This window comes from Escherichia sp. MOD1-EC6475 (genome assembly GCF_003046645.1).
Taxonomy (GTDB): Bacteria; Pseudomonadota; Gammaproteobacteria; order Enterobacterales; family Enterobacteriaceae; genus Escherichia; species Escherichia ruysiae.
Map to the genome: position 1 here is coordinate 1 of NZ_PZKQ01000034.1, position 12995 is coordinate 12995.

At 47.9% G+C, this 12995-nt stretch carries 13 protein-coding genes and 1 pseudogene; 9 read left to right on the plus strand and 5 right to left on the minus strand.

The features are described 5' to 3' along the window. Positions 1-114: 114 nt before the first annotated feature. Both mobB and mobA read right to left on the minus strand, forming a co-directional pair. Positions 115-642: a molybdopterin-guanine dinucleotide biosynthesis protein MobB gene (gene mobB / locus A7589_RS11785; protein WP_000907622.1), complete on the minus strand. Its 528-nt coding sequence runs from the start codon at positions 640-642 to the stop codon at positions 115-117. Beyond that, complete coding sequence (gene mobA / locus A7589_RS11790; protein WP_001052147.1) at positions 624-1208, minus strand: molybdenum cofactor guanylyltransferase MobA; 585 nt, start codon at positions 1206-1208, stop codon at positions 624-626. Before mobA ends, mobB begins: the two co-directional genes overlap by 19 nt. Before the next feature lie 69 nt (positions 1209-1277). Here mobA and A7589_RS11795 point away from each other — a divergent pair, with 69 nt between their 5' ends. The 4 genes from A7589_RS11795 (at position 1278) to A7589_RS11810 (ending at position 4838) form a co-directional block, all read left to right on the plus strand. Then, complete coding sequence (locus A7589_RS11795; protein WP_001295263.1) at positions 1278-1547, plus strand: YihD family protein; 270 nt, start codon at positions 1278-1280, stop codon at positions 1545-1547. Between the two features lie 76 nt (positions 1548-1623). After that, on the plus strand, positions 1624-2610 hold the full coding sequence (gene srkA, locus A7589_RS11800; protein ID WP_001062017.1) for a stress response kinase SrkA: 987 nt from the start codon (positions 1624-1626) through the stop codon (positions 2608-2610). Between the two features lie 16 nt (positions 2611-2626). Next, the gene (gene dsbA, locus A7589_RS11805; protein WP_000725343.1) at positions 2627-3253 is read left to right on the plus strand and encodes a thiol:disulfide interchange protein DsbA; all 627 of its coding nucleotides are present in this window, start codon (positions 2627-2629) and stop codon (positions 3251-3253) included. A gap of 154 nt (positions 3254-3407) precedes the next feature. Continuing rightward, complete coding sequence (locus A7589_RS11810; protein ID WP_010357881.1) at positions 3408-4838, plus strand: YdgA family protein; 1431 nt, start codon at positions 3408-3410, stop codon at positions 4836-4838. A gap of 39 nt (positions 4839-4877) precedes the next feature. On the opposite strand, the gene yihG is transcribed toward A7589_RS11810, so the two are convergent. Continuing rightward, positions 4878-5810, minus strand: a complete 933-nt coding sequence (gene yihG, locus A7589_RS11815; RefSeq protein ID WP_010357882.1) for a 1-acylglycerol-3-phosphate O-acyltransferase YihG — start codon at positions 5808-5810, stop codon at positions 4878-4880. Positions 5811-6173: 363 nt separating this feature from the next. Here yihG and polA point away from each other — a divergent pair, with 363 nt between their 5' ends. Next, positions 6174-8960: a DNA polymerase I gene (gene polA, locus A7589_RS11825; RefSeq protein WP_105282822.1), complete on the plus strand. Its 2787-nt coding sequence runs from the start codon at positions 6174-6176 to the stop codon at positions 8958-8960. A gap of 165 nt (positions 8961-9125) precedes the next feature. Continuing rightward, positions 9126-9173, plus strand: coding sequence for a small protein SpfP (gene spfP / locus A7589_RS23690; protein ID WP_071892919.1), 48 nt, complete (start codon positions 9126-9128; stop codon positions 9171-9173). 172 nt (positions 9174-9345) lie between these two features. Here the strand turns inward: spfP and yihA are convergent, their stop codons facing one another. Beyond that, on the minus strand, positions 9346-9978 hold the full coding sequence (gene yihA, locus A7589_RS11830; RefSeq protein WP_000183348.1) for a ribosome biogenesis GTP-binding protein YihA/YsxC: 633 nt from the start codon (positions 9976-9978) through the stop codon (positions 9346-9348). Between the two features lie 234 nt (positions 9979-10212). Here yihA and A7589_RS11835 point away from each other — a divergent pair. The 3 genes and pseudogenes from A7589_RS11835 to hemN all read left to right on the plus strand — a co-directional run bounded on the left by A7589_RS11835 (position 10213) and on the right by hemN (position 12630). Further along, positions 10213-10440 (plus strand): annotated as a pseudogene (locus tag A7589_RS11835) (hypothetical protein). A 118-nt stretch (positions 10441-10558) separates the two neighbouring features. Then, a complete protein-coding gene (gene yihI / locus A7589_RS11840; RefSeq protein WP_001295266.1) occupies positions 10559-11068 on the plus strand; it encodes a Der GTPase-activating protein YihI in 510 nt (169 codons plus the stop codon). A gap of 188 nt (positions 11069-11256) precedes the next feature. Beyond that, positions 11257-12630, plus strand: coding sequence for an oxygen-independent coproporphyrinogen III oxidase (hemN, locus tag A7589_RS11845; protein ID WP_000116105.1), 1374 nt, complete (start codon positions 11257-11259; stop codon positions 12628-12630). A 157-nt stretch (positions 12631-12787) separates the two neighbouring features. Here hemN and A7589_RS11850 read toward each other — a convergent pair whose 3' ends face one another. Continuing rightward, positions 12788-12898: a YshB family small membrane protein gene (locus A7589_RS11850; RefSeq protein ID WP_000893993.1), complete on the minus strand. Its 111-nt coding sequence runs from the start codon at positions 12896-12898 to the stop codon at positions 12788-12790. Positions 12899-12995 lie beyond the last annotated feature (97 nt).

Here is a 12995-nt window from a genome sequence, read left to right on the forward strand (position 1 = left end):
AACTGCCAGGCATCAAATTAAGCGAAAGGCCATCCGTCAGGATGGCCTTTTTGCATTGGCGCAGAAAAAAATGCCGGATGCGACGCTAGCGCGTCTTATCCAGCCTACTCTTGCTTATCCGTTCTGCTTTTGCATCCACTCCACCACAAAATCAGCCAGCCCCTCAACATCATTAATATCCAGTAATGCGACATCAAGATTAAGCGGCACATCACTGGCTACAGCAATAACATGCCTGTCTATCACTAATTCTTCAGGTCGATGTCCGGCTCCATCGCGAAACAGCACAATCTTTGCGATCTCTTCATGCTTAAACCCTTCGACCAGAATCAAATCCAGCTTTGAGGTATCCATTCGACTTGCGAGAAACTGTAGATCCAGCTCTTCTTCGTCTGGTGTTTCCGTCATCAAGGCCCATCGTTGCTGGCTGGCAACGATGGTTTGTGCCGCGCCAGCCTTGCGCAGCTCATAGCTGTCTTTGCCTGGCTTATCAACATCCATATCATGGTGCGTATGCTTAATCAGCCCTGGACGGATCCCTCTGGCGCATAATGCCGGGATCAGTTTTTTCAAAAGCGTAGTTTTTCCGGTACCACTCCACGCGGCAAAGGCGAGTAACGGTATCATCGTTTTTCCTGCCATCGGGCAAGCTCCTCTGGCGTATTCACGTTAACAAATGCATCTTTATGATCGCTGAAATCAACCGCATGACCGCCAGCCAGACGCATAAATGCCATTACCCGGCGTTCTCCTGCTTGCAGATATTCTTGTAATGACGGTTCAATAGCGCGGTTTACCAGAGCAATAGTCGGGTGATCGCGTTCACCGTCATGGACCCACACGACAGGCGCATCTTTGCGCTGATGATTAAGCCGGGCTGCTAAATCAGGGGGAATGTAAGGCGTATCGCACGGGCAAAACAAAAACCACTCACCAGCTTCCTGCTGCATTACTGAAAGCATTCCTGCCAGAGGGCCTGGGTAATCCGCCAGTGAATCTTCAATCACTTTCAGACCGCCTGCCTGATAGATTTCCTGATGGCGATTGGCATTAACCACGACGTGAGACAGCTGCGTCATAAGCGCGTCAGCGACATGTTGCCACAGCGGTTTGCCATTTAATTCAAGCAATCCTTTATCTACGCCGCCCATTCGTCTGGCTTTACCTCCTGCCAGCACAACGCCTGTTATCATCGTCATCAGATTCACCGATATCGCCTCTTTTATTGTGGGATTGACCCTGCTAACGTGTCTGTCTCAAGAGTAAGGAGCATTACTATGAAATGTAAACGTCTGAATGAAGTTATTGAACTCCTCCAGCCAGCCTGGCAAAAAGAGCCAGACCTTAACCTGCTGCAATTTTTGCAGAAACTGGCGAAAGAGTCAGGTTTTGACGGCGAACTGGCGGATTTGACGGATGACATTCTGATCTATCATTTGAAAATGCGTGATTCCGCGAAAGATGCGGTGATCCCAGGTTTGCAGAAAGATTATGAAGAAGACTTCAAAACGGCGCTATTACGCGCACGCGGCGTAATTAAAGAGTAAAAGCTTGTAAGCGGCGCGACCAAAATCATCGTGAAATGATATCCTTCATCATTCGTAATGTTTTCCGGATGATGGGATGAACAACAACGCTTTTACTTTCCAGACACTACACCCGGATACCATCATGGACGCTCTGTTTGAGCAAGGGATCCGGGTGGATTCCGGGCTTACCCCGCTTAACAGCTATGAAAACCGTGTCTATCAATTTCAGGACGAAGATCGTCGACGTTTTGTCGTCAAATTTTACCGCCCTGAACGCTGGACAGCCGATCAAATCCTCGAAGAACATCAATTTGCATTGCAGTTGGTAAACGATGAAGTGCCGGTCGCAGCGCCAGTGGTGTTCAATGGCCAGACTTTATTGAATCATCAGGGATTTTATTTCGCCGTTTTCCCAAGCGTCGGTGGTCGCCAGTTCGAAGCTGATAATATCGATCAGATGGAAGCGGTTGGTCGTTATCTGGGGCGTATGCACCAGACGGGGCGCAAACAGCTTTTTATCCATCGCCCGACCATCGGCCTGAATGAATATCTCATTGAGCCACGTAAACTGTTTGAGGACGCTACGCTGATACCTTCCGGGTTGAAAGCGGCATTCCTGAAAGCGACAGATGAGCTGATCACCGCCGTTACAGCGCACTGGCGGGAAGATTTCACCGTTCTGCGGCTACATGGTGACTGCCATGCCGGGAACATTCTCTGGCGCGATGGTCCGATGTTTGTCGATCTGGATGATGCACGTAATGGCCCGGCTATTCAGGATTTGTGGATGTTGCTGAATGGTGATAAAGCCGAGCAGCGGATGCAACTGGAAACTATTATTGAAGCTTATGAAGAATTTAGCGAGTTCGACACCGCTGAAATCGGACTGATTGAACCTTTACGCGCCATGCGTTTGGTTTATTATCTTGCCTGGCTAATGCGGCGTTGGGCTGATCCCGCGTTCCCGAAAAATTTCCCGTGGTTAACCGGGGAAGATTACTGGCTGCGACAGACGGCGACTTTTATAGAACAGGCAAAAGTTCTACAAGAACCCCCTTTGCAATTAACACCTATGTATTAATCGGAGAGAGTAGATCATGAAAAAGATTTGGCTGGCGCTGGCTGGTTTAGTTTTAGCGTTTAGCGCATCGGCGGCGCAGTATGAAGATGGTAAGCAGTACACCACCCTGGAAAAACCGGTTGCTGGCGCGCCGCAAGTGCTGGAGTTTTTCTCTTTCTTCTGTCCGCACTGCTATCAGTTTGAAGAAGTTCTGCATATTTCTGATAACGTGAAGAAAAAACTGCCGGAAGGCGTGAAGATGACTAAATACCACGTCAACTTCATGGGTGGGGATCTGGGCAAAGAACTGACTCAGGCATGGGCAGTGGCGATGGCGCTGGGCGTGGAAGACAAAGTCACGGTTCCGCTGTTTGAAGGCGTACAGAAAACCCAGACCATTCGTTCTGCATCTGATATTCGCGATGTATTTATCAACGCAGGTATTAAAGGTGAAGAGTACGACGCGGCGTGGAACAGCTTTGTGGTGAAATCTCTGGTCGCTCAGCAGGAAAAAGCCGCAGCTGACGTGCAATTGCGTGGCGTTCCGGCGATGTTTGTTAACGGCAAATATCAGCTGAACCCGCAGGGTATGGATACCAGCAATATGGATGTTTTTGTTCAGCAGTATGCTGATACAGTGAAATATCTGTTTGAGAAAAAATAATTCATTGTAAATTACATAAGGCCCGTGAATATTCACGGGCTTTTTTTATTATTTAATAAATATAAATACATTCTGATAATGCACCCTGTTACTGGACATTATTTCAGCATAAGTGGATATTCAAAGTTTTGCTGTTTTATCAGGGAATATTTATATGATACGTAAGTCAGTTACAGGTGTCATTGTTGCGTTAACCGTTATCTGGGGTGGTGGCACATGGTACACAGGTACGCAAATTCAGCCTGGTGTCGAAAAATTTATTAAAGATTTTAACGATGCTAAAAAGAAAGGTGAACATGCCTACGATATGACGTTAAGTTATAAAAATTTTGACAAAGGCTTTTTTAATTCCCGTTTTCAAATGCAAATGACATTCGATAACGGTGCACCCGATCTCAATATCAAGCCAGGCCAGAAAGTTGTATTTGATGTGGATGTTGAGCACGGTCCGTTGCCCATCACAATGTTAATGCATGGTAATGTCATCCCCGCACTGGCAGCGGCAAAAGTGAACTTAGTGAATAATGAACTGACACAACCGCTATTTATCGCCGCGAAAAATAAATCGCCCGTGGAAGCGACATTGCGATTCGCGTTTGGTGGCTCATTCTCCACGACATTAGATGTTGCCCCTGCAGAGTATGGAAAGTTTTCTTTTGGTGAGGGCCAGTTTACTTTTAATGGTGATGGTAGTTCATTGTCTAACCTGGATATTGAAGGCAAAGTCGAAGATATTGTTCTGCAATTATCACCAATGAACAAAGTAACGGCAAAAAGTTTTACCATTGATTCTCTGGCGCGATTAGAAGAAAAGAAATTTCCGGTTGGTGAAAGCGAGTCGAAATTTAATCAGATTAACATTATCAATCACGGGGAAGACGTTGCCCAAATCGATGCTTTCGTTGCAAAAACCAGGCTGGATCGCGTTAAAGACAAAGATTATATCAATGTCAATCTGACCTACGAACTTGATAAGTTAACAAAAGGGAATCAGCAACTCGGTAGTGGTGAGTGGTCATTGATTGCTGAATCTATTGATCCCTCAGCGGTGTGCCAATTTATCATCCAGTATAACATTGCGATGCAGAAGCAGCTTGCTGCACACCCTGAGTTAGCAAACGATGAAGTTGCTCTGCAAGAAGTGAATGCTGCATTGTTCAAAGAGTATTTACCGTTATTACAAAAAAGTGAGCCGACCATTAAACAACCGGTGAGATGGAAGAACGCACTCGGCGAACTAAATGCCAATCTGGATATCAGTATTGCCTACCCAGCCAAATCTTCATCATCCACAAACAAAGATATTAAATCGCTCAATTTTGATGTGAAGTTACCGCTTAATGTCGTCACAGAAACCGCAAAACAGCTTAATTTATCTGAAGGAATGGATGCGGAAAAAGCGCAAAAGCAGGCTGATAAACAAATCAGCGGGATGATGACATTAGGTCAGATGTTTCAGTTAATCACGATTGACAACAATACCGCCTCGCTGCAACTGCGTTATACACCGGGTAAAGTTGTTTTTAACGGACAGGAGATGAGCGAAGAAGAATTTATGTCTCGTGCCGGACGTTTTGCACATTAATATAATATCTCGCCTCTGCTAATTCAGAGGCGAGAAAAGCTACTTATTCTGGTGCTGCGATGACATCAATGACGTCAGAAGCCTGTCTTTTTCATGCCACAGTGAGTTCAGCCATTGCTGAAAATGGCGTTTAAAGTTTTTGTCATTGATATAGTCGCCATGCAACTCTTCAGCAATAGGTTGTAAATCCACATGCACGACAATTCTGGTCAGTTTGCCACTTAGCATATCGAAGAATGGTTGACGGTGATTATCCGGGTAACACAGCGTAACGTTGAGCAATTTATCGAATTGTTTACCCAGTACATTTAGCGCCATCGCAATACCGGCAGCTTTTGGCGGCAGAAGATTTTGAAATGTTGAGTGGGTTTGCTGGTGTTTCTCTTCAGTGAAGCGGGAACCCTCAACAAAATTCACAATAGTGGTGGGATGCAGGCGAAATTTTTCGCAGGAACGACGAGTGGTTTCTACATCTTTACCGCGTCGCTCCGGATGACGTAACAAATAAGCGCGCGAATAACGCTTCATAAACGGCATATCCAGCGCCCAACACGCCAGGCCAAGAAAAGGCACCCAGGCCAGTTGCTGTTTGAGGAAATATTTATTCATCGGAATGTGCTTACGAAACAGCACACACAGTACGACAATATCTGCCCAGCTACGGTGATTACAAATAAGCAGATACCAGTTCTTTTTACTTAACCCTTCCAGCCCGTGAACTTCCCATCGCAAATGTGGATTAAGGTGTAGTAATAGCGCCAGTCCTTCGCACCAGCAATACATCATAAAATCACAAAAACGTGAAACTTTTCGCCATATCATTGGCACAGGTAACAATAGTTTTACGATCCCGGCGATGATGATCGGGACGGAACAAAAAATGGTAACCAAAATGGTCAATACGATACTCAGCAAAAGGGTTATCGTAGCGAGTATTCTCGTCATAATTAATTTATTCAAAAAGTTAGCCATAGACAGTGCGCGAAAGAAGCGCAAGGCGCAGATTTTAGCAGAAAACGCCCCAAATAACGGATGATCCTGAAGTAGAAAAATAATTTATATCTATCCACATTAGAAGAAATCCTATTATCTCAATTATTAGGGATGGCTTTATTTTTAACTGCATGAAAAACAAAGATAAACATCATGCTGTAAAAAGCATGATAATAAATTAAAAGCGATGTAAATAATTTATGCACAAAGTTATCCACATGACGATTTGCGAGCGATCCAGAAGATCTACAAAAGATTTTCACGAAAAGCGGTGAAAAACTCATGTTTTCATCCTGTCTGTGGCATCCTTTACCCATAATCTGATAAACAGGCACGGACATTATGGTTCAGATCCCCCAAAATCCACTTATCCTTGTAGATGGTTCATCTTATCTTTATCGCGCATATCACGCGTTTCCGCCGCTGACCAACAGCGCAGGCGAGCCGACCGGTGCGATGTACGGTGTCCTCAACATGCTGCGTAGTCTAATCATGCAATATAAACCGACACATGCAGCGGTGGTCTTTGACGCCAAGGGAAAAACCTTTCGTGATGAACTGTTTGAACATTACAAATCACATCGCCCGCCAATGCCGGACGATTTGCGAGCGCAAATCGAACCCCTGCACGCAATGGTCAAGGCGATGGGACTGCCGCTGCTGGCGGTTTCTGGCGTAGAAGCGGACGACGTTATCGGTACACTGGCGCGCGAAGCCGAAAAAGCCGGGCGTCCGGTGCTGATCAGCACTGGCGATAAAGATATGGCGCAGCTGGTGACGCCAAATATTACGCTTATCAATACCATGACGAACACCATCCTCGGCCCGGAAGAAGTGGTGAATAAGTACGGCGTCCCGCCAGAACTGATCATCGACTTCCTGGCGCTGATGGGCGACTCCTCCGATAACATTCCTGGCGTACCGGGCGTGGGTGAAAAAACCGCGCAGGCACTGCTGCAGGGTCTTGGCGGGCTGGATACGCTGTATGCCGAGCCGGAAAAAATTGCTGGCCTAAGCTTCCGTGGCGCGAAAACAATGGCAGCCAAGCTCGAGCAAAACAAAGAAGTGGCTTATCTCTCTTACCAGCTGGCGACGATTAAAACCGACGTTGAACTGGAGCTGACCTGTGAACAACTGGAAGTGCAGCAACCGGCGGCTGAAGAGTTGTTGGGGCTGTTCAAAAAGTATGAGTTCAAACGCTGGACTGCTGATGTAGAGGCGGGCAAATGGTTACAGGCCAAAGGGGCTAAACCTGCCGCGAAGCCACAGGAAACGCTTGTTGTCGACGAAATGCCAGAAGTGACGGCAACGGCGATTTCTTACGATAACTACGTCACTATCCTTGATGAAGATACGCTGAAAGAATGGATTACGAAGCTGGAAAAAGCGCCGGTGTTTGCATTTGATACCGAAACTGACAGCCTCGATAACATCTCTGCCAACCTGGTGGGGCTTTCCTTTGCTATCGAGCCAGGCATAGCGGCATATATTCCGGTTGCTCATGATTATCTCGATGCGCCCGATCAAATCTCTCGCGAGCGTGCACTCGAGTTGCTAAAACCGCTACTGGAAGATGAAAAGGCGCTGAAGGTCGGGCAAAACCTGAAATACGATCGCGGTATTCTGGCGAACTACGGCATTGAGCTCCGTGGGATTGCGTTTGATACCATGCTCGAGTCCTACATTCTCAATAGCGTTGCCGGGCGTCATGATATGGACAGCCTCGCGGAACGTTGGTTGAAGCACAAAACCATCACTTTTGAAGAGATTGCCGGTAAAGGCAAAAATCAACTGACCTTTAACCAGATTGCTCTGGAAGAGGCCGGTCGCTACGCCGCCGAAGATGCAGACGTCACCTTACAATTGCATCTGAAAATGTGGCCGGATCTGCAGAAACACAAAGGGCCGTTGAACGTCTTCGAGAATATCGAAATGCCGCTTGTGCCGGTGCTTTCACGCATTGAACGTAACGGTGTGAAGATCGATCCGAAAGTTCTGCATAATCATTCTGAAGAGCTCACTCTACGTCTGGCGGAGCTGGAAAAGAAAGCGCATGAAATTGCAGGTGAAGAATTTAATCTTTCTTCGACCAAACAGTTGCAAACTATTCTTTTTGAAAAACAGGGCATTAAACCGCTGAAGAAAACGCCGGGTGGTGCGCCGTCAACGTCGGAAGAGGTGCTGGAAGAGCTGGCGCTGGACTATCCGTTACCGAAGGTGATTCTGGAGTATCGTGGTCTGGCGAAGCTGAAATCAACCTATACCGACAAACTACCGTTGATGATTAACCCGAAAACCGGGCGCGTACATACTTCTTATCACCAGGCAGTAACCGCAACGGGACGTTTATCGTCAACCGATCCTAACCTGCAAAACATTCCGGTGCGTAACGAAGAAGGTCGCCGTATCCGCCAGGCGTTTATTGCGCCAGAGGATTATGTGATTGTCTCGGCGGACTACTCGCAGATTGAACTGCGCATTATGGCGCATCTCTCGCGAGATAAAGGCCTGCTGACCGCATTCGCGGAAGGAAAAGATATTCACCGGGCAACGGCCGCAGAAGTGTTTGGTTTGCCGCTAGAAACCGTCACCAGCGAGCAACGCCGCAGCGCGAAAGCAATCAACTTTGGTCTGATTTACGGCATGAGTGCTTTCGGCCTGGCGCGCCAGTTAAACATTCCGCGCAAAGAAGCGCAGAAGTACATGGATCTTTACTTCGAACGCTATCCGGGCGTGCTGGAGTATATGGAACGTACCCGCACACAGGCGAAAGAGCAGGGCTACGTTGAAACGCTGGACGGACGCCGTCTATATTTGCCGGATATCAAGTCCAGCAACGGTGCGCGTCGTGCTGCGGCTGAACGTGCAGCAATTAACGCACCGATGCAGGGAACCGCAGCCGACATCATCAAACGGGCGATGATTGCCGTAGATGCATGGTTACAGGCCGAGCAACCGCGCGTTCGTATGATCATGCAGGTACACGATGAACTGGTATTTGAAGTTCATAAAGATGATCTCGATGTGGTATCAAAGAAAATCCATCAATTGATGGAAAACTGTACCCGTCTGGATGTACCGTTGCTGGTGGAAGTAGGAAGCGGTGAAAACTGGGATCAGGCGCACTAAGATTCGCCTGAATATGCCCTTTTTTCGTAAGTAAGCAACATAAGCTGTCACGTTTTGTGATGGCTATTAGAAATTCCTATGCAACAACTGAAAAAAAATTACAAAAAATGCTTTCTGAACTGAACAAAAAAGAGTAAAGTTATTCGCGTAGGGTACAGAGGTAAGATGTTCTATCTTTCAGACCTTTTACTTCACGTAATCGGATTTGGCTGAATTTTTTAGCCGCCCCAGTCAGTAATGACTGGGGCGTTTTTTATTGGGCGAGAGAAAAGATCTGAATTGCCTGATGCATAACGCTTATCAGATTTACGGCGTGAGTCGCAATATTTTGAAGACCCTGGCCAGACAAAGCATTTAAGCTGCATCCGGCACCGGGGAAAGAAAATTATTCGCCGTCCTGATTCTCTTCGACGGGCTGCATTTCGCTAAACCAGGTATCCAGCTTCTGACGCAGCTTATCCACACCTTGTTTCTTCAGCGAAGAGAAGGTTTCTACCTGCACATCACCATTAAATGCCAGCACCGCTTCACGCACCATATTCAATTGCGCTTTACGTGCACCGCTCGCCAGTTTGTCCGCTTTGGTCAGTAGCACCAACACGGCGATATTGCTGTCCACCGCCCACTCAATCATCTGCTGATCGAGATCTTTCAGCGGATGGCGAATATCCATCAGTACCACCAGACCTTGCAGGCTCTGACGTTTTTCGAGGTATTCGCCGAGCGCGCGCTGCCATTTGCGCTTCATCTCTTCCGGGACTTCCGCATAACCGTAGCCAGGCAAGTCAACCAGACGCTTGCCATCAGCCACTTCAAACAGGTTGATAAGCTGGGTGCGCCCTGGTGTTTTCGAGGTACGAGCCAGGCTTTTCTGGTTAGTCAGCGTGTTCAGCGCGCTGGATTTACCTGCGTTGGAACGGCCTGCAAAAGCCACTTCGATCCCGGTATCGGAAGGTAAGTGGCGAATATCAGGCGCACTCATCACAAAATGCGTCTGTTGATAATTCAAATTAGTCAAAGCGGTCGTCTCCGTCAGTCAAAGCTTTTCAGCGATTATACCTGAACCACAATAAAAGACGGATTTTTCGGGGGGCATGGTGTAAGTAAAAGCCACATGCTTTGTGAGACATTGCCGATCATCTTTATGCGAAATCGAAGAGAAAATTCTGCGATGCATGTCAAATAGGTCAAATAAATCATGTGATTAGTTTTATACAATAATCTGAAAATGAGAAAATACTGATGATAGTTTATTGTTTGTTTAGCGCAGAAGCGTAAAGTAGCACCCATAGAGCGAGGACGCTAACAGGAAGATGACTCAGGATGAGGGTCAGGAGCGCCAGGAGGCGAAGACAGAGGATTGTCAGGAAGACAAACGTCCGGAGACGTAATTAAACGGAAATGGAATCAACACGGAATGTTCTGGCTAATGGAAAAACAGGGTGTGTTGGCGGCCTGCAAGGATTGTAAGACCCGTTAAGGGTTATGAGTCAGGAAAAAAGGCGACAGAGTAATCTGTCGCCTTTTTTCTTTGCTTGCTTTCTGTTAGATTCCGCCGCAAATCTATACTGAATAAAACGGCTAAAAGACGAACTATTATGAAACCATCATCTTCAAACTCACGCAGCAAAGGTCATGCAAAAGCGCGTCGAAAAACACGCGAGGAGCTGGATCAGGAAGCTCGTGACCGTAAGCGTCAGAAAAAACGTCGTGGTCATGCGCCGGGCAGCCGCGCAGCGGGCGGAAACACCACGTCAGGCAGCAAAGGCCAGAACGCACCGAAAGATCCACGTATTGGCAGTAAAACCCCTATTCCATTGGGCGTGACTGAAAAAGTCACCAAACAGCACAAACCGAAGAGTGAGAAACCTATGCTTTCACCGCAGGCGGAGTTGGAGTTACTGGAAACGGATGAGCGTCTGGATGCGCTGCTGGAACGTCTGGAAGCAGGCGAAACCCTGAGCGCCGAAGAGCAATCCTGGGTTGATGCCAAACTGGATCGTATTGATGAGCTGATGCAGAAACTCGGCCTCTCTTATGACGACGATGAAGAAGAGGAAGAAGACGAGAAGCAAGAAGACATGATGCGTCTGCTGCGGGGCAACTAACGGATTGCCAGCGTGGGCCTTCCCGTTCTGCTGATAACCCTTCCGGTTATATGTTATCTGGTGTGGTTATTCGTTAAACTACAACGGTTGTCGCGGCGACAAAAGTGGCTGCGCAACCGGCTGATGACCCGAACCGGGCATCCGTCGGTACGCCGTAGCCGCCAGAGACGCCATCGGAAGGAGTGAGCATGTCTGTACAGCAAATCGACTGGGATCTGGCCCTGATCCAGAAATATAATTATTCCGGGCCACGATACACCTCGTACCCGACCGCGCTGGAGTTTTCAGAAGACTTTGGCGAACAGGCGTTTTTACAAGCCGTGGCGCGCTATCCTGAGCGTCCATTATCTCTCTACGTACATATCCCGTTCTGCCATAAGCTTTGTTACTTCTGCGGTTGCAATAAGATTGTCACACGCCAGCAGCACAAGGCCGATCAGTATCTGGACGCGCTGGAGCAAGAAATCGTTCATCGTGCACCGCTGTTTGCCGGGCGTCACGTTAGTCAGTTGCACTGGGGCGGCGGTACGCCGACGTATCTGAATAAAACGCAAATCAGCCGCCTGATGAAGCTGCTGCGGGAAAACTTCCAGTTCAATGCCGACGCGGAAATCTCGATCGAAGTCGATCCGCGTGAAATCGAACTGGATGTACTCGATCATTTACGCGCCGAAGGTTTTAACCGTCTGAGCATGGGCGTGCAGGACTTCAACAAAGAAGTACAGCGTCTGGTCAATCGCGAGCAGGATGAAGAGTTCATCTTTGCGCTGCTTAACCATGCGCGTGAGATTGGCTTTACCTCCACCAACATTGACCTGATTTACGGCCTGCCGAAACAGACGCCGGAGAGTTTCGCTTTTACCCTGAAACGCGTAGCGGAACTGAACCCCGATCGTCTGAGTGTCTTTAACTACGCGCATCTGCCGACCATTTTTGCTGCTCAGCGTAAAATCAAAGATGCTGACCTGCCGAGCCCGCAACAGAAACTCGATATTCTGCAAGAAACCATCGCCTTCCTGACGCAATCGGGCTATCAGTTTATTGGTATGGATCACTTTGCCCGCCCGGATGACGAGCTGGCTGTGGCTCAGCGTGAAGGCGTGCTTCATCGTAACTTCCAGGGCTACACCACCCAGGGGGATACCGACCTGCTGGGGATGGGCGTTTCAGCCATCAGCATGATTGGCGACTGCTACGCGCAAAACCAGAAAGAGTTGAAGCAGTACTATCAGCAGGTGGATGAACAAGGTAATGCGCTGTGGCGCGGTATTGCATTAACGCGCGATGACTGTATTCGCCGCGATGTGATTAAGTCGCTTATCTGCAATTTCCGTCTGGATTACGCCCCCGTTGAACAACAGTGGGATTTGCACTTCGCTGATTACTTTGCGGAAGATCTCAAGCTTCTCGCCCCGTTAGCAAAAGATGGGCTGGTGGATGTCAATGAGAAGGGGATTCAGGTGACGGCGAAAGGCCGCTTGCTGATCCGCAACATTTGCATGTGCTTCGATACTTATCTGCGCCAGAAAGCGCGGATGCAGCAGTTCTCACGGGTGATTTAAATAGTGAATGGCGCTTCGTTTACAAGTTAGAAAACGAAAGCGCCATCAATGTGCTGAGAACAAGGTTGCCTGATGCGCTACGCTTATCAGGTCTACAAAACCTGTTTTTGTAGGCCGGACAAGGCGTTCACGTCGCATCCGGCATAAACAATGAGCTTCAGCTAAACAGCCCAATCATCGCGACACACAGGATGGCCGCAACGGCAGTTTGCGGTGTGTGGCTATCAACTGCGCCACTCGATACCAGATTAATTATTGATTCCAGCATAATGACTTCCCCCGTTTTCCGGGCAAGATCATACTGAACTTATCGGAACAGTAAAGCGCAAAATAACAGCAATTTGCGCTCAATAATCAATCTTTAC